Genomic DNA, 16,068 nt, shown 5'->3' with positions numbered 1-16,068 from the left:
AAAGCAGCTACCCTTGGGCTACGCTTTAGGGGGGCACGATGATGGCTATCTCGATGCCGTGTGTAGCCTCCTGGGCCAGGAAGAGGATTTCCTTCATGCCGCTATGGTTGATCCTTACATCCGGTTTCAGCCCCCGTTCAACAAAATGGCGCTCAGCCTCCTCAATATCGTCCACCCGGAAGGCGATGCCGGTGATCCCTTCGCCCTTGCGCTCCAGAAGCCGGGTCGCACCAATGGCGTCATTGCTGCGCGTCGGCGCCACCAGTTCAGGCTCCCCACGCCGGGGCAGCGCCACGGCAAGACCCGGCCCGGAATCGTCGAGAGGACCGTAGAACTCTAAGCCCAGCAGCTCTTCCATGTCTTGCTTGGCCTTATGAATATCCCGCACATTAACGATGGTACGCCGAAAGACACTCCCTAGGTTTAGGTTGGAAGTGTCTTTATTGATTCAGGAATATTTTCATTGATTGTTGCTATTATCGACTAAACCGATAACGAGCGCAAATTTGCGTTCATTATTTTCTTGTCGGTGCCTTGAAGGTATAGCCAAAGCAACTATACCTTCAAAAGATTCGGTTTAATAATTAAACTTAATTTGATCATATGCACTGGTACTGGCTGTCAGAGTAATTATATTTGGTTTCTCAGCGTCAGAAGGATCATTATGGATTATCTTACCTTTTCCTTCTAATGGATATAAATTACCTCCTGTCCTAAATGCATATATGCGAATATCCTATCTGCTGAAATTGTTTTTTAATATCTTTGCCATCCTCAAATACCAGAAATTTGAAGGTAGTTTCTGCCGCGCCTACTTGTAAATCGTTCATAATTATATCATGGGAGACTTCGTTTTTAACACCTGGAACAGACGAGCCTGACACGCTCTAGTCACTTAATATTTGCTTGCCGTCTTTCCAACAGTCATAGGACGTACCGAGCAGCCCTTTCCATGGCCCATTCTCGTTATACTCATAATATAAATAAATCCACCGTAACCTCTCTCCATCAGAAGGGTCCTCAAATTTTATCGTTCCTTTTTTTTCCGAATAGTTTAAGGTTACCGGCAGTTTCCCCTGCATTGTTGCTCGTTCTTTTAAAGTCTCTTCTAAACTATCTAAGGTTACCGGTAGTATCTCATCCTTCACTTCTCTTTTAGGAGCAAACGCATCTGCTCTCAGAGTGACAAGCTCAGTAATATCCTCACCATTTTTAAGAAGCTGAAACTTAAAGGTGGCTTCGGTCGCGCCAATTTTCAAATCGCTTATTGTTAATTCAAACTTATCAAAATCTAAGTTATTGCCGAACGATGCATTATTGTATACCCCTACATTACAGCTAGCCGTCTTTCCCCCGTTCTTAACTGTTACCGTAATAACTGTTGTCCCCTCTTTTAAGCCTGCAACCTTTCCTGAGTCGCTTACTGTCGCTACCGCTGGATTACTCGAAGACCACGTTACGTTACCGCTATTTCCATATACCGGGTTACCAGATGCGTCAGAGGTTTCCAATAGAGCCGTCAGCGTTTCGCTTCCCCCAGCCGGTATGTTTAGTATACTTTTGTTTAAACTTACACCTGTTGGATAAACACTATCGCTCCAAACAGTACTTCCCTGGTTTAAATTTTCTATCACACGCTCCGGTACAATCCCTGTTCCGCCAAATACATTAACTTTATTTGCCTTAGCCGCTCTTTGTTGGTAATAGCTCTTTGTATTATCTGGAGGATCATTATTTACCAGAATGACCGGCTCCCCAATCTTGGCCGCATACGCTCCGCCGGATAAAGCATCGGCAAATACTTCTCCTGTAGCCAGACATATCTTTTCTGATTTAAATTCATTCTCAAATCTTTGATTTACGGCTATATTTCTAGAATATTTATCCACTCCCAAGATTCGCTCTGCTTTGGGAAATTCATTGTACACCAAATCGCTAACGACATCCGAATAACCTATAACATAGCTTTTATTCACATTTGCACTAGAAACATAATTCTTTACCGAATCCGGAACTCCGTCACTTGGCACCATGATAATCGGCATTTGTTTAAACCCAGCAATCGAACCCACAGATAAAGCGTCGGGATAGTCCTCTCCTGTTACCACAAACAATTCCAGAGAATCTTGGGCAGCAGTAATTTGTTTGGCAACCTCCACGGCTGTCTCATATCTATCACAGCCAAAAACGCGGTTAACATCGATACCCATTGCTTCTAATTCCTCTTCAACCGACGCATAGATTACACCTGTTCCGCCTATGATGATTACATTTTTCACCTGTAAACCGCTTATGACCCGCTTTGTCACTTCCGGCATACTATTTGATTTTGTTAATAAAATCGGTGCATCATACTTGTATGCTAAGGGGACAGCCGCCAAGGCATCTGGATAGTTTTCCCCATAAGCCAGTACAGCATAGTCCGATTTTGTCCAGCCAGATTTGGCAATTTCGGCTGCCGTTTCGTACCGATCGTAACCAGCCAATCTTATTACGGTCGGCGACGTGTCCGCCATGGTTACCGCGGGGAAACAAAACGTAAAAACAAATGCGAGTATGAGTAGTGAACCCGTAATTATTTTGCGCATGGACATAACAAATTCCCCCTCCATTTTTATTTTTTCTTCGTAAAATATATCACATCTACTACCCTTATCAGACTGCGTAAGTGGCATTCTTTCCATCGTCATGGAGCCATTAACCTCATCAGTTCACCTCACAACCTACCAACGGCAATTGACCAATGGAAGGCTATCTTTTGCGGGCATATATCCTGACCTGTAGCCCACTCCAAAGTTATATCCTTTTCCTTGATGGTGTTAAACAAGCTTTAATTCTTCAACTTGCTGTAAAAAGGCATTTCAAGCAATGCCGGCATATCATAGATCTTTGTTTCACCGTTTTCAAAAAACACTTGCAGGCAGTAGTTTTCCAAAGCTTTAACTTCCTTTGGCCTTGGCACCATATGAATCTCTCCCTGTGTATAATTACTCTCTTGTATACTTTATTCTATCACAAAACTGACACAAAACTGATGCAAAAAATAACTGTTCTTCTACTATCAGTTCGTTGATGATGTGCGCAGCTTCCTTGCTTTGAGGCAACCTGGCGTTTACCCGCATCAGCCGGCTCTTTAAACAGTTATTCAGCAGGAAAGGCCGCCCTTTTATTTAAAAGAGCGACCTTTCCTCTAAACATGCTTTTATTTACAGATTACTTCTTAAAAACAGGACGAGGAATCCTTTCCACATCGAAGTTCTCGTTTCTGTCCTCCTTGATATAGGGCAACAGCATTACCTTAGCCTTAATTCTCATCTGTCTTGTTCCGGGGTTGCCCCAGAGAACCTCAACCACTTTGCCTTCCACAGCATAATCCTGATCGATGGTGCACAGAGAAAGCATTTCCCGTGTTTTAGCGGAGAGCATGCGTCCGGAGGAAGCTCCAATCATTCTATCGCCGTCATATACAGCATCAATGTGCATACCACCATTGTTGCGGACATAGTCGTAGTCGCCCACCATATCCATGATATCACAGCTGTTTCCGGCCTCAAATGCCGTGGCAATGACCTTCAGCACATCCACCTTATCCCAGATAAGGTGGACCATGGTGTTATGATGTCCATCCAGCTCCGCCTTGAGCGCTTCTTTTCCTACAAAATCATGGCCACCCGCAGGCTCGATATCCGCTCTTTTAATTCTTTTTTCGTAGCATTTAGTTCTATGATGTCTTTGAATAGGCCGAAATAGGGAATTCTTTGCATGGCTGTTCTGCCGCGATAAAGCATCTCAAACAAAACAGACTTGCAGAGGATGACTAATAACTCGGGATCATCATCCTGAGCCGGATTGTTTTCAACCATGATAACAAAACCAATAACGCTGTCCTTATCCCGTATTCTACAGCCAAGAAAGCGTTGTGGAAAAAAATCAAATGAGCCAAAAACAGGTTTGTCATCATTCAATAATTGCGCATATATTTCCAGCCTTCTCAACTTTCATCAGGTCATCAAATACCAAATGGCCATCAGGGAACAATACAGCCCATGTCTCTTCATCTTCCGCTCTGGAATTGCTTCTGGCAAGAATCTTCCAGCTTATATCGTAAACGAAGACCGGATTGCCCATGACCTCTGAAGCGACATTGACAATATGCTGCAAACCATGGCGTTCAATCAGAGCGTTCAGTATTATTGCTTTTTTCTCAGGAAACTCCATATCGTTTCTCCCATTTTCTTCATGGCATCCTTAGTGCGAATTGCACCCAAACGACAGCACTGCTGCCTGAACCCGATTGGTGACCTTATTTCCAGCTTATATCCGCTTCTTTCCTGGGCACCGTTCTGAAATATCTCACAGCCGGATAGCCGATGACCATACAGGTTACAATCTTCTTGCCCTCTTTTATCCCGAGAAAATCGAGAATCCTTTGGTTATCCTGAGCAGCCCTGATAAAGAATCCGGAAAATACGGTACCAAGCCCCAAAGCATTGGTCATAAGCTCCATATTTGAGGATGCTAAGACCCCATTCACCTCAGAATTCGCTGTAACGATGATTACCGCTGGGGCATTAAAGAAGAGCCTATCGTTTTCCTGCGGATTGGCCTGAAAGCCCTCATACATTTTTAGCCACAGTTCCGCGTATCTTTTTAAACCCAGCGTTTGGGGAGCTGGATTGGCCAGGAGCGCCTCGCCTGTTTCTTTCAGACTTTCTATTGCTAAGGCTGTCAATTCCTGCAGTCCTTCCCTTACCACAATATAAGACACATCCTGCAGATTGCTGCCGGTTTGAGTATATCTGCCGGCTTCGATAATTTTGGAAATTTTCTCCTCTTCTACTTCTTTATCTATAAATTGTCTGCACGACCTTCTGTACTTAATAAAATTCAGAAGGATATCTGCATCAACAGAAAATTCCCTTCGATCATAAGCTTTTACCTCTGCCATGTTATATTCAATCATGGATACGGCATCCTGAGGGCATATGGCAATACAATGTCCACATTGCATACACTGCTTATTCTTAATCTGCGCTTTGCCCTCAACTATAACAATTTTGCCGGGAAAGCAATCTCTGACACATAACCCACAGCCAATGCATTTTTCACTGTCTATATTCACCATAATCTTCATCCACACCTTCATGAACCCTCTATCTCCCCGGGAAGCGGGAGACACGAGTTAGAGTAAAGTTACACGCTTTTGCCTATAGTTTAACACAGGTCATTCCAGTTGCAACACTGAACAACAAGCCCATTTTTCTTAACTGCCTCCGACGCCTTACAAAACACAGCTGATCCGGCAGGAAAACCACAGCTGCATTCTTTGATTTTCCGGCAATTGCTGGACATCCATAGCGATGGTTTCAGCGATCTTCTCCAGCCGGTAAGCATGGGTATTGCGGTGCATAAACAGCTCTTTGCCGGTCTGGGCAATATTGCAGCCGTTGAAAATATAGGTGCGCAGGCAGCGGACGAAGTCCGTGCCATATATGTTATCATGCTCGTGAACGCGCAGTATATTGGGATGGCACAGGCTTTTCAGACTGGTCGAATTGTCCAGTGCGCCGATCAGATCAGCAAAATAGTAATCGCCGAAATTCCAGAGAATATTTTCCGGGCTACCCTTTTCCCCCTCATAGAGTGCTGCTTTGCTTTGGATATAATAATATCTCAGTTCACTGAAACGGTCAAAAATATGACTGCATCCGCAATGAAGTCCAAGCTTGGACAACAGGTCGGTCAGTCTTTGTTGATATACTTTATTCCTTTCTCTTTTTGATTGCCTTGTTATGACGATAATGGAATTTTCATAAGAGAAACTAAATCACATCTTCCTGAAGCTTTTTGATGCGGAAGAGACAGAATTCTGCCTACTTCCACCGCATGATTTCGATTTGCTGCCTGGATACCGCTTATACGGAGCTTGGCACCGAGGTCCTGGTCCTCTGGGGCGAACCCGGCACCCGTCAGAAGAAGATCCGGACCAAAGTCGCCCGTTATCCCTACAACAACGTCCTGCGCAACGAAAGCACGGATGTGGCGGCCCTGCCCAAAGCCCAGCCTCTAAAGTAAACCATCAGCGGATACGCCTGCGGTATAATTCTGCCGCAGGTGTTTCCTGTTGAGTATAACGAATGTAATTATCGGTTTATCTTGACTCCATCGGTAAGATAACGGCTTAATGTTGCATTTTGGGGCTCATGTGATATACTGATGTGGAATATTTGAATAGAGTGCCTTAACTATTGCCCAACAGCAAAACTGAGCACACCTGAATGCATTCCAGCCAGGAAATGAGGAATGCCGTTCAGGTTTTTTTGTTTTTAAGGAGATGATTGATTGGCAAAGGATATGACACAAGGCAGTCTTGTTAAAGTGTTGGTGAAGTTCAGCCTTCCCCTGCTTCTTAGCGGCTTGCTGCAACAACTGTATAACTGGTCGGATGCCTTTATGGTTGGTAATGTCGAAGGTGAGCTCTCGCTTGCGGCCATTGGCTCAACCATTCCTATATCCAATCTCATAATTATGATGATTACGGGCTTTTCATTGGGCATCTCTATATTGTCCGGCCATCTATACGGAAGTGGAGAGCATTCAGAACTGAAAAAAGTTCTGTCCTCTTTTACAGTCGTGCTGAGCGGAGTATTTTTGTTTGTGGTGGTTGGCGGCATTATATTTATGAAGCCACTTCTCCAACTTCTGCAAACGCCTGAAGATATATTTTCGATTGCCAACAGCTACTTATGGATTATCTTACTTGGCATGCCCTTCCTTGTCGTCTACAATGTGTATTCTACTGTACTGCGCGGTATGGGAGACAGCAAAACATCATTTTTAGCGATTGTGGTTTCTTCTGTGATCAATGTCCTTCTTGATATTTTATTTGTCGTCATACTCCATTATGGTGTGATAGGGGCAGCAGTTTCGACCCTCATCGCACAGGTATTAATGGCTGTATTCATGGTCTGCTACTCTACAAAAAAATATCCTATCATGAGATTTCGTATAGAAAAGCATTGCCTGGATGGGAGTATACTACGCAGAGGGCTTTCTTTAAGTTTGCCGACTGCAATGCAATCCAGCGTTCATTCAGTAGGCAATCTCCTGTTACAAAATCTCATGAATGGGTTTGGGACACAAACCGTAGCCGCAATTACAACGGCATACAGAGTGGACGGGGTGATTATGCTGCCGATTATCAACCTTGGTTACGGAATTTCCACAGTAGTAGCCCAAAATACAGGGGCCGGAAACCATCAACGTGCAAAAAGAGGGGTCTTTGTTGGTATGGGCATCATTGCAGCTGTTGCCATTATTCTTACGGCAGCAGTAATTCCCACCGGCGGGGCCTTGGTTTCCCTATTTGGTGTAACAGATGAATCAGCAGCTATTGGCAGAACATTTTTTAATATCATTGCGCCGTTCTATCTTGTGTTTGGCATTGCGATAGCAATAAGAAGCTTTCTCGAAGGTGTTGGGGATGTATTGTTTACCAGTATCGCAAGCATTGTCGCACTGGGAATAAGAATTATATTGACTTATACCTTGGCCGCACCATACGGAAACAGCATTATTGCACTTGCGGAAGGCTTATCATGGGGAGCATTGCTCTTGATGTGCTTTATGCGGTTTGTGTGGAAGCACAGGAAATCAGCCTCGAAGGGTTAGCCCAAATCGATAGGAAAAAAACAACCAAGGCCTGTTCAGCCCTTCTGTTTAAAATCCGGCAATTCTGAGCTGACTCGTCTAGATAAATTAATTTTAAAAACGGTAATTTTTAATGCTCCCCTCGGATACCCCTTCCACTACATCCTCCCAGCGGTCGATCGGTTCCTTGGCCAGCTCCGCCTGCACCGTCTCCGTTAAAGAGGGGCATGGCGGCCACAAGTCCGGCTGTTGTGATAGTGCGGCTTAACCCGCCGGACTGCTGCCGCTACCTGGCCTCTTCAAGGGTGAAGGTAAAAACCGTCCCTTCATTTTCTACGCTTTGGGCCATAATATCGCCGCCAAGCCGGCGGATGATGGTTTGGGCTATGGACAAACCCAGTCCATAGCCTCCATTTTCTCCTGTGCGCGACTTATCGGCCCGATAAAACCGGTCAAAAATTCTCGGTAAATCTTTTGGAGCTATGCCTTTGCCGCTGTTCCTGACTGAGCAAATCACTCCATATCTGCTTTTCTCCAGGGATACAAGGATTTCCCCGCCCGGCTCGGAGTATTTGATAGCGTTTTCCAATAAAATCGCCAATACCCGGCGAATCATCTCCCGGTCGCTGTTTATGACAATACCCCCTTCAATCGCCTTGGACAGCGTAAGCCCCTTTTCGGCTGCCGCCGCTGCCATGGACGCCATATCCCTGCTGAGGGTATCGCTTAGATCAAAAGGCGCCCTGGACACCTCAACGCCTGCGTTCTCCATTCTGGCAAGGGTTAACATGTCGTTGATGAGCTTTGCCATTCTGTCGGTGCCGATTTTCATATAATCAAGCCATTCATGCTGGCTCCGTATGGTTTCGTCCTGATTGGACAGGAGTGCATCATAATTTGCTGTGATAATCGAAAGAGGCGTTTTCAGTTCATGGGAAGCATCGGCGACAAACTGCCGTTGCTTTTCCCAGGCCGCAGCGATAGGTTGTATGGAGCGGTTGGCAAAATAAAGGCTTATCAGAAAAATAACGGCCAGCATAACAAAGCCAACCAAGACAAAGGTAAGCAATAAATCTCGTAAAGTCTTTTGGGTATCCGTAATATCCAAAAACGAAATCTTATAATTATCATCAGAAGTTTTGGTAACGGAACGTCCATCCTCATATAACTCGGTTACGCTCAACTGGGTAACGGCATACAGCCAAAGCCGTCCCGACAGGCTGACGGTGGATTGCCCCCCCTTTTGCCAGGCAGCCGCGGCGGCCTCCGCAAAGGTTTCTGCCGGCAGGTCCATAATGGTGTCGATATTGACGATGCTGCCGCCCTTATCCACAATCAGGGTAAAAGAAGGTGAATAGTCCGCTGAAACCATGTTGATCATCCGGCCCGATTCCGGCTGTTCAGGAGCATTTTCCGAAGATACCATCAGCGACATCGACATGCTGTTCAGCTTTCTTTGGTTTTCAGTATGCATATTATTGGCTGTCGTCAGATAGACCGCACTAAAGGCCACGAGCATAACCAGGGAAGTAATCACCATGTTGAGTATGAGAAACCTGTTGCGCAGTTTCTTAAACATTTACCTCCCTGCCTCCCCGGCAAGCAAGGTATAGCCCGCGCCCCGTATGGTGCGTATCATACTCCCTGAGTGAATTTCCGACAGCTTTTTCCTGAGCAGTGAAATATGCGCCTCCACGTGGTTGTCCGCGGCATCGGTATCATGGCCCCAAATCTTCTCTATGATCGCGTCCTTTGACACAATTATATTTTTATGATTGATCAGCAGCTCCAGCAACTGAGCTTCCTTTAGGGTAAGCTTGATTTCCTGTCCGTTGCTTTTCAGCATCAGAGCATGGGGTAAAAGCTGCAGGTCAGCAAAGGAGAGCGCCCCCTCATTAAGCAGGGCGGGAGGTCTTCCGGGTTGACGGTGGTGCTGAAACCGTCGGGTGCTGTAGTGCTCCATGTTTGGCCGCCGTCGCTGGAATAGCTTATCACGGCTTTCTTCTTCGCTCCGTCAATACAAAAACCGATTGTATACTTTATTTTTGCCGCCATCTATGCCTTTATGCAGGCTGTGGGAATGGTCAACGGGAATAAAAAACTCATTGCGTAAGCTTCAAATTACATCGCGTAACCGGGTAGCTATATCGTAGATTTAGGTAATCAGATGCTCTCTCTTTACGACAGCCTCTTTGCTTTCAAAAATTTTGCGAACAAGATTTTTTGATTAGCAAGGCGGCTGTCACTTTAAGTTTTCAATTACTAGAGATTCAATTTATCTGCCAACCCGTTAAAAAGTCGCGGTAAAAATAAAGACAACGGCAAGGCTGTGAGAAAGCCAATCGGCCACCGGGTTAGCCAAACTCTTAAAAGAATATCTGTAAAGCCCACATTGACAATGGCCATAACAAACGACATGACCATGGAAAAGGTTAAAGCCATACAAACACTTATGAATAATGTCCGCTTATTAATGAATTGTCCGACTTTAACCTGTGCATTCTCCTGTACATTCATTGAACTGATCATCTCCTCTTCATTGCTGCAAATATTAATTGGGAGTTCCCATTTGCAAGTTCAGCACCAGGCGATGAGACAGATGAAATTGCACTGGGGGATGCCCTATAACTATTGAGAAATGCGGGACGGAATCCAATGCGCGGCAAATTCGGCAACGGCCCTGAGGTTTTCCTGCTTGGCTTTCCGCAAATCGTCTTCTTCAAGCGGCCCAGGCTCCTCGCTTTAGGGAGCTCCTGGAGATATTCATACAAATGCCTTCCTCCTTCCTTTAATTGATATGGGATATAATTAGAGGTGTTAAATTAAGTATAGGATTTATTCAAAAAATATGGTAATATGTCTAACACTCCCTTTTGAGGATAACTCTTCTTATCGTCAAATCCATATCCCAGCCGGTTCTCATACCCGTTCTGACCCGCCGATGAGCCGGATGATTTACTCCGCTATCCTGAGCGGTCCAATCTTATTCTTACGGTACGCATTTGCAAATTTTCGGCAGTATTGATCCTGCCCTAATAAAGCTTCCGCAGCCAGCAAAGCGGCCATTAAATCCCTGTCCAAAGGATCCATGATAGCCGAATTCATACCTGCAAACACTGCCAGTGTTAAAAAATTTTGATTCACTACCTTTCTTAGCGGCATCCCAAAGGAGATATTGCTCAAGCCTGAAGTCACATTAATCGTAGGATAAAGCTCTTTAATTTTCCGGGTTGTTTCCGCAAAATTAAGCAGGGATTGATTATCCGCCGACAAAGCAATCACCAATGGATCCATATGTATTCTGTCCGGTGCGATGCCATAGTCTTCTGCTTTTTCAATAATTTCTTTGGCTATATCCACCCTTGTCTGAACATCTTTGGGAATTCCCGCATTATTACACGTTAACGCTATTGTCTGCCACCCTGAGTTCTGCATCAGGGGAAAGATTACCTCGCATTTATCACCTTCCAAAGATATAGAGTTTATCAATCCCGGCCGTTTGGCATGATGAATAACTCTTTCTATAGCTCTGGCATTGGGGCTGTCAATACAAAGAGGCGTATCTGTCACATCCTGAACTATATCCATCAACCATAGCAAGGTTTCTGTTTCAGCTTCCGGTGCTGTACTTGCACATACATCAATGAAGTCAGCCCCGGCTTCAGCTTGCTTTATCGCCAGTCCCCGTATAAAGTCTTCATCTCTGGCTTCTATTGCCTTTTTGACACTAGGAATAGTGCCATTGATTTTTTCACCGATAATGATCACGTTGATTACACCCTCTTACTTGTTTCTTATTCATTAACATCCTCCCGCCTGTTTAATGGCTAATTAACAAAACAGCATGGCTAAAATCATACCTAATTCCATTCCCTCTTGAGCCTGTTCAGTCGGTAGGAATTTGGAAAAAATAGTTTCTCTTGCTAATTCCATCACCTGTTCCATATCGCTTTTTTCAACAATAGTGTTCGGCATTGAGTCTAGCATACAAAATCCCTCCTTGTCCATAATCACACAAACAGGGTATCTAATAGGAACCATACTGCAGGGCAAATTCAGTAACGGCTCTAAGATTCTCCGGCTTAGCATCATTAGGTGACATCAGACCTTTATCCGTTGTCAGAATAAACCCGCCCCCCGGAGCCAAATCATCAATCAGCCCTTTTACTACATCAAGACAATGCTCTCTTGTTCCATAACCTAAATCATTCGTCTTAAGCCCGCCGGCAATGCACATGGTTTTGCCAAGAGCTCTCTTGGCTTTGCGCAAATCATCCTCCTCAAAAAAGCCAAGGATTTTGCCTTTCGGCAGATCTTGAATATATTCGTATAGATGCTCCCAATTCTTCTCGAATAAGATAACTATTTTATGCCCGCGGCCTGTTACGGCATCTACATATTTTTTAAACGAAGGCCAGTAGACTTTTTCAAATTCTCGAGCTCTGATAAATTGCGGCAAGTGCAAAAACAGTTGAACATATCTGTCATCGGCTGGCTGAGGCGCTGTTCCAAACGTTTTTTTGATCATCAGATCCACCAATACATCGCTGGCCTCCGCGACTTTCTCCGGACATCTCTTGATATCCTGCATAATTCCTTTAAAATCCCGTAGATAATTCATGATGGCATCGGTGGCCATGCAACTGCACGCGCCGTTGTTAAACACAGGAAACCCGTGTTCTTGTTTATACCTTTCACTAAGCATTCCCCGAGTCTGGACATACTGCATAAAAGCACCTACGGCCTGAGCGTATTTGCTGAATTTCTCTTGAACGGTTCCTTCTTGGAAAATTTTGTGCTTTCTGGGCAAAAGAGTATCACGGATAAATTTTATAGGATCGGCAATCAAAAGATCGTACTCATCGGCGCCCATAAGCTCCGCATGCCCGGTAGCTATTTGAATGGTATCCATTTTATTATTATAAATTCCGCCCCCCAAGGAATAAACGAAATTCAAAGGAAACGTAACCCCCCCGAAAATCGCTCCATCAAAAGAAAAATCTGTAAACGGCTTGGAATATGCCTGGTACTCCTGCTCCACATCTTTTAAAGCGTTTTCCAAGGTTATGCCGTAATAAGAAAGTGCCCAGTTATCTATCTGCGATAAAACAGGAACTCGGTCAGGCTCCCTTAATTCTATGGCGTCATTGACTCTACGTACCCTTTCTTCGTACAGGTTTAATTTTTCTGACATACATATATACCTCTCTTCATGAGATTTATACACTAATGTGCGCTATCCCTATCAGCTAACCCAACCCTGACATATTTTTATCCCTTCAGCAGCATTGGTGGTGAAAGCGTCAGCAGCTATCTTCTCACAGGCTTCCTGGGTTACAGGGTTCCCCCCAATAATAATTTTGACATCCTTTCTTAGACCCGCTGCTTCTAATGCTTGAACTGTAGTTCTCATCGATTCTAAAGCCAGGGTTAAAACTCCGCTCATGCCGACAATGGCCGGTTTATTTTCTCTTACTTTTGCGACGAACTCCTCAGCCGGGGTATCAATGCCTAAATCAATAACCTTAAAACCAGCGGCCTCTGCCATGCATCTAAAAATATTCTTGCCGATATCATGCAAATCACCTTCCACCGTGCCCAGAAGTATAGAAGCTATTTCCTTTCCTGTGGCAGAACCTAAAGAGGGTTTCAGCTTTTCAATGATATCAGTCAACAGGCTCCCGGCAAAAACCAAATCTCCTACGTAATATTCACCTTGCTCAAACAAATCGCCAATAACAGCCATTCCACCTTGACAGGCAGCCACAACTTTTTGGGTCTCTTCCTGAGAGGGATTCGTCTTCAGAAACTCCCCCAGCATTGCGAAGACTTTCTCCTCCTCCAATGCCCCAACGGCGGCGGTCAATTCCTTGAGATCAATCATAGCCATTCCTCCCCTTTTTACTTAACCTATACCTAAATCAGTAAAATAATCTGAAGACAAACATCATTACCGCATCCTCATAGTCTTGCAACGTGCACACATTTTCAATATCCGCAATGATCGGGTATTTTTCCTGATACTCTTCCCAAGGTGTATAATACTTGGAACGAATCATGGATTCCATGGCCGTCTCCTTTCTTTAATACTCACCGTACTTTCTTACAGTAGCAATAACAGCTCTCAAATTCTGCATAGAATTTTCATCAAGAGATAAAATGGGCTTATCAAAATTAAAGATATAGTTGCCGTTTTGGCCTAGGATTTCAACTGTCTTTCTAGCATAATCCATACATTCTTTTTCACTGCTGGTTTCAAGCATCGTGACTGGGTATAGGCCGGAGATAATATGCTTTTTATTGGTTCTTTCCAACACCTCTTTCATATCTCCGTACTCATGCCTGACTTCGGGATTTCCAGGGAGTTCGTTTATATAATCAATATACCGAACCATATCTCCCTGCAGTAGAAGCCAGCAATTGGAGCCTCTCTCATAGATGAACTGAACAAGTTGCTTGAAGGAGGGCCAAAAATATTTTTCAAACTGCTTGGTATTCATAAACGGCGGCATATGAACGGGAATCATGGTGCGATTGTAGTTGGAAGACATTGGAGAAACGGCGCACCTCTGCAGGTAAGGCAGCACTGCATCGCATGCTTCAGCAATTTTGTCCGGACAGCGGCGAATATCCTTGGAAATCTCTGTGAAGGAGCGGAGAACATCAGCCAAAAAGTCATAGGGAGCTTCTGTCACTCCTCCGATGGGTAAATGGGCATAACCATATTTTTCGTTGATTTTGGACATGGCCACCAGCTGAGCTTTCTTATAATCTTCATAAGCCGCCATAGCCTTAGCCAGATTAAGACTCTTCCTTACCGGGTCACCGCCGAATCCTTTATATACTCGGGGCAGAGCTTTGGTTAATATAAAGCTGTAGGGATCCTCAATAAACTCATCATATTCCTTAGCTTCCATGGACTTAACTTCAGGGTGTTGAAGAACACCGCTTGAGCTCATGACAAAGGCTTCCGATTCCAGAATCTGATAATAGGCCGGGGTTCGCACATTCATGGAAACAGGTGTCAGATCCGTTTCCAATTGGGCTGATACTTTGTCCATGAAGGAAAAGTAAGCCGTCTTATCCCACTGAGTGTGTTTTAAATCCATTTTGCAATATTGAATAGCGGCTTCGTGCGTTACCTGGATGCGAATTGGTATGCGCTTGGGTTTGAGCCCATCGTAGATGTCGGTAAACAGTTGATTCCGTTCTTGCTTTAATTGAATCATCGGTCTCTCCACTCACTCTCCAAAAGATTACCCTATACATCCAGCTTAAACAGGCGAATTGCGTTGCCGCTGGTGATGAGTTCTCTCTCCTTCTCCGTGATGTCCAGACTCTTCACACACTCAATACCTTGCGACATCCAATTGTAGAATACAGGGAAAGAACTGCCGAACAAGACATGGTCGGCACCACAAACCTTAATCGCACACTCTACCTGGTCTTTGCCCCAAGAGGCTGGGTGAGTCATATCGAAGTAGATATTATTCTTTAGATACATCTTAATGCGGTCGGATTCCGAAATATCCAGACGCAGCATGGCTTCTTCCTTTTTACCCTTGTGGGGCATGAGCAGATTGTAGTTGGCAAACCAATTGCCGCCAAACATCGTGTGAATAAATTTAAGATTGGGGAACTCTTCGAACATGCCGCTAAACAGTTCCCTGCCCACTGCTGTAGCCTGGTCAATGATCCGCCCGAGCTCACGGCGCAGATTTGTGTATTCATAAACGGATTGCCAGTAGACCGGCAATGGTGTATGATGCACAACCACGGGTACATTCAGCTCATTGAGCACTTTCATATAAGGCTTAAAGGCCTCATCATCCAGATAAAGCTGTCCGTAATGACAAGCAAGCTGAACACCTACCATTCCCAAATCTTTGACGCAGCGCTCCAGCTCATACAGATTGTCCTTTCCACCCCAGGGAGGGACGCAAGCGGTAGCGTAGAGACGTCCCGCCGAGCGTTTGCACATCTCAGCAGCGTTGTCGTTGACGATTTTGCAGGTATCCACCTTTAACCATTCTTGCCAAACCGGTACCCGCAGAATTGCTTTGTCTACACCGTTGTCGTCCATGGCCTGAAGCTTAGCCTCAAGTGAGTAGTCACCCTCAACATAATTAAGGTTCTGATAACCCTTGGGTTTTTCCAAAATGATTTGACGCTTACCGGTCTCCGGTATGGTCCCTAATGAGGCAATTTCTCCATATGAGCGGGGGGCGGTGCTCAGAAAACCATCCAAGATCTTCTCATTCGTAAATAGATCTTCCGGGAGATGATGCATATTGATATCGATAATCATGACTTTCCTCCTCCATTCCAACTTCTTGCTTTTTAGGATAGGCCATAGTTATAGTATAAAAGTTGTTGAAAAATTTTAAAAATACAGTATAATTCTACCTAGATATAACT

The 16,068-nt window shown here is 44.7% G+C and carries 20 protein-coding genes; 2 read left to right on the top strand and 18 right to left on the bottom strand.

All coding sequences use genetic code 11. The annotated features are described in order from the left end of the window. Positions 1 to 25: 25 nt before the first annotated feature. The 8 genes from DHAF_RS09215 to DHAF_RS09185 all read right to left on the bottom strand — a co-directional run bounded on the left by DHAF_RS09215 (position 26) and on the right by DHAF_RS09185 (position 5,734). Positions 26 to 388, bottom strand: a complete 363-nt coding sequence (locus DHAF_RS09215) for a VOC family protein (RefSeq protein WP_005809200.1) — start codon at positions 386 to 388, stop codon at positions 26 to 28. Between the two features lie 499 nt (positions 389 to 887). Next, entirely contained in the window at positions 888 to 2,690 is a 1,803-nt protein-coding gene (locus tag DHAF_RS09210; RefSeq protein WP_015943700.1) for a cell wall-binding repeat-containing protein, read from the bottom strand. Positions 2,691 to 2,830: 140 nt separating this feature from the next. Next, positions 2,831 to 2,965 carry a DUF2442 domain-containing protein gene (locus DHAF_RS26385; RefSeq protein WP_005809206.1) on the bottom strand — a complete coding sequence of 45 codons (135 nt, stop codon included), beginning with the start codon at positions 2,963 to 2,965 and terminating at the stop codon, positions 2,831 to 2,833. Positions 2,966 to 3,213: 248 nt separating this feature from the next. Then, positions 3,214 to 3,579, bottom strand: a complete 366-nt coding sequence (locus DHAF_RS09205) for a glycine cleavage system protein T (protein WP_242659959.1) — start codon at positions 3,577 to 3,579, stop codon at positions 3,214 to 3,216. 74 nt (positions 3,580 to 3,653) lie between these two features. Then, positions 3,654 to 3,965: a hypothetical protein gene (locus DHAF_RS09200; protein ID WP_005809209.1), complete on the bottom strand. Its 312-nt coding sequence runs from the start codon at positions 3,963 to 3,965 to the stop codon at positions 3,654 to 3,656. Beyond that, entirely contained in the window at positions 3,958 to 4,218 is a 261-nt protein-coding gene (locus DHAF_RS09195; protein WP_005809210.1) for a hypothetical protein, read from the bottom strand. Before DHAF_RS09195 ends, DHAF_RS09200 begins: the two co-directional genes overlap by 8 nt. A gap of 85 nt (positions 4,219 to 4,303) precedes the next feature. Next, on the bottom strand, positions 4,304 to 5,125 hold the full coding sequence (locus DHAF_RS09190) for a nitroreductase family protein (protein ID WP_011461199.1): 822 nt from the start codon (positions 5,123 to 5,125) through the stop codon (positions 4,304 to 4,306). Positions 5,126 to 5,281: 156 nt separating this feature from the next. Further along, complete coding sequence (locus DHAF_RS09185) at positions 5,282 to 5,734, bottom strand: helix-turn-helix domain-containing protein (protein WP_015943697.1); 453 nt, start codon at positions 5,732 to 5,734, stop codon at positions 5,282 to 5,284. A 116-nt stretch (positions 5,735 to 5,850) separates the two neighbouring features. Between DHAF_RS09185 and DHAF_RS09180 the strand changes: the two genes are divergently transcribed. After that, positions 5,851 to 6,075, top strand: coding sequence for a hypothetical protein (locus DHAF_RS09180; RefSeq protein WP_015943696.1), 225 nt, complete (start codon positions 5,851 to 5,853; stop codon positions 6,073 to 6,075). A 267-nt stretch (positions 6,076 to 6,342) separates the two neighbouring features. Continuing rightward, positions 6,343 to 7,671: an MATE family efflux transporter gene (locus tag DHAF_RS09175; RefSeq protein ID WP_011461201.1), complete on the top strand. Its 1,329-nt coding sequence runs from the start codon at positions 6,343 to 6,345 to the stop codon at positions 7,669 to 7,671. Positions 7,672 to 7,936: 265 nt separating this feature from the next. Here DHAF_RS09175 and DHAF_RS09170 read toward each other — a convergent pair whose 3' ends face one another. The 10 genes from DHAF_RS09170 to DHAF_RS09130 all read right to left on the bottom strand — a co-directional run bounded on the left by DHAF_RS09170 (position 7,937) and on the right by DHAF_RS09130 (position 15,958). Continuing rightward, on the bottom strand, positions 7,937 to 9,229 hold the full coding sequence (locus tag DHAF_RS09170) for a sensor histidine kinase (protein WP_011461202.1): 1,293 nt from the start codon (positions 9,227 to 9,229) through the stop codon (positions 7,937 to 7,939). Then, positions 9,230 to 9,613, bottom strand: a complete 384-nt coding sequence (locus tag DHAF_RS09165; protein ID WP_242659958.1) for a winged helix-turn-helix domain-containing protein — start codon at positions 9,611 to 9,613, stop codon at positions 9,230 to 9,232. Positions 9,614 to 9,912: 299 nt separating this feature from the next. After that, positions 9,913 to 10,167, bottom strand: coding sequence for a DUF2798 domain-containing protein (locus tag DHAF_RS09160; RefSeq protein ID WP_015943695.1), 255 nt, complete (start codon positions 10,165 to 10,167; stop codon positions 9,913 to 9,915). Positions 10,168 to 10,605: 438 nt separating this feature from the next. After that, entirely contained in the window at positions 10,606 to 11,418 is an 813-nt protein-coding gene (locus tag DHAF_RS09150; protein WP_015943694.1) for a methyltetrahydrofolate cobalamin methyltransferase, read from the bottom strand. A 63-nt stretch (positions 11,419 to 11,481) separates the two neighbouring features. Continuing rightward, positions 11,482 to 11,637 carry a hypothetical protein gene (locus DHAF_RS25885; protein ID WP_015943693.1) on the bottom strand — a complete coding sequence of 52 codons (156 nt, stop codon included), beginning with the start codon at positions 11,635 to 11,637 and terminating at the stop codon, positions 11,482 to 11,484. Between the two features lie 40 nt (positions 11,638 to 11,677). Next, positions 11,678 to 12,844: a uroporphyrinogen decarboxylase family protein gene (locus DHAF_RS09145; RefSeq protein ID WP_015943692.1), complete on the bottom strand. Its 1,167-nt coding sequence runs from the start codon at positions 12,842 to 12,844 to the stop codon at positions 11,678 to 11,680. Positions 12,845 to 12,895: 51 nt separating this feature from the next. Next, on the bottom strand, positions 12,896 to 13,534 hold the full coding sequence (locus DHAF_RS09140) for a cobalamin B12-binding domain-containing protein (RefSeq protein ID WP_015943691.1): 639 nt from the start codon (positions 13,532 to 13,534) through the stop codon (positions 12,896 to 12,898). Between the two features lie 37 nt (positions 13,535 to 13,571). After that, on the bottom strand, positions 13,572 to 13,718 hold the full coding sequence (locus DHAF_RS25880) for a hypothetical protein (protein WP_015943690.1): 147 nt from the start codon (positions 13,716 to 13,718) through the stop codon (positions 13,572 to 13,574). A gap of 15 nt (positions 13,719 to 13,733) precedes the next feature. Next, positions 13,734 to 14,879, bottom strand: a complete 1,146-nt coding sequence (locus DHAF_RS09135; protein ID WP_015943689.1) for a uroporphyrinogen decarboxylase family protein — start codon at positions 14,877 to 14,879, stop codon at positions 13,734 to 13,736. Between the two features lie 32 nt (positions 14,880 to 14,911). Continuing rightward, the gene (locus DHAF_RS09130) at positions 14,912 to 15,958 is read right to left on the bottom strand and encodes an amidohydrolase family protein (protein ID WP_015943688.1); all 1,047 of its coding nucleotides are present in this window, start codon (positions 15,956 to 15,958) and stop codon (positions 14,912 to 14,914) included. Positions 15,959 to 16,068: the final 110 nt, after the last annotated feature.

The organism is Desulfitobacterium hafniense DCB-2 (assembly GCF_000021925.1).
Classification (GTDB): domain Bacteria; phylum Bacillota; class Desulfitobacteriia; order Desulfitobacteriales; family Desulfitobacteriaceae; genus Desulfitobacterium; species Desulfitobacterium hafniense.
Note: the sequence above shows the minus strand (reverse complement) of the source record. Positions and strands in the feature narration are given on the sequence as shown.

Excerpts from the sequence above, each read along its gene's own strand:
- DHAF_RS09210 (WP_015943700.1), bottom strand. The coding sequence starts at position 2,690 with ATGACGATGGAAAGAATGCCACTTACGCAGTCTGATAAGGGTAGTAGA.
- DHAF_RS26385 (WP_005809206.1), bottom strand. The coding sequence starts at position 2,965 with ATGGTGCCAAGGCCAAAGGAAGTTAAAGCTTTGGAAAACTACTGCCTG.
- DHAF_RS09195 (WP_005809210.1), bottom strand. The coding sequence starts at position 4,218 with ATGGAGTTTCCTGAGAAAAAAGCAATAATACTGAACGCTCTGATTGAA.
- DHAF_RS09190 (WP_011461199.1), bottom strand. The coding sequence starts at position 5,125 with ATGGTGAATATAGACAGTGAAAAATGCATTGGCTGTGGGTTATGTGTC.
- DHAF_RS09180 (WP_015943696.1), top strand. The coding sequence starts at position 5,851 with ATGCGGAAGAGACAGAATTCTGCCTACTTCCACCGCATGATTTCGATT.
- DHAF_RS09170 (WP_011461202.1), bottom strand. The coding sequence starts at position 9,229 with ATGTTTAAGAAACTGCGCAACAGGTTTCTCATACTCAACATGGTGATT.
- DHAF_RS09165 (WP_242659958.1), bottom strand. The coding sequence starts at position 9,613 with ATGGAGCACTACAGCACCCGACGGTTTCAGCACCACCGTCAACCCGGA.
- DHAF_RS09160 (WP_015943695.1), bottom strand. The coding sequence starts at position 10,167 with ATGAATGTACAGGAGAATGCACAGGTTAAAGTCGGACAATTCATTAAT.
- DHAF_RS25885 (WP_015943693.1), bottom strand. The coding sequence starts at position 11,637 with ATGCTAGACTCAATGCCGAACACTATTGTTGAAAAAAGCGATATGGAA.
- DHAF_RS09145 (WP_015943692.1), bottom strand. The coding sequence starts at position 12,844 with ATGTCAGAAAAATTAAACCTGTACGAAGAAAGGGTACGTAGAGTCAAT.
- DHAF_RS09140 (WP_015943691.1), bottom strand. The coding sequence starts at position 13,534 with ATGATTGATCTCAAGGAATTGACCGCCGCCGTTGGGGCATTGGAGGAG.
- DHAF_RS25880 (WP_015943690.1), bottom strand. The coding sequence starts at position 13,718 with ATGGAATCCATGATTCGTTCCAAGTATTATACACCTTGGGAAGAGTAT.
- DHAF_RS09135 (WP_015943689.1), bottom strand. The coding sequence starts at position 14,879 with ATGATTCAATTAAAGCAAGAACGGAATCAACTGTTTACCGACATCTAC.
- DHAF_RS09130 (WP_015943688.1), bottom strand. The coding sequence starts at position 15,958 with ATGATTATCGATATCAATATGCATCATCTCCCGGAAGATCTATTTACG.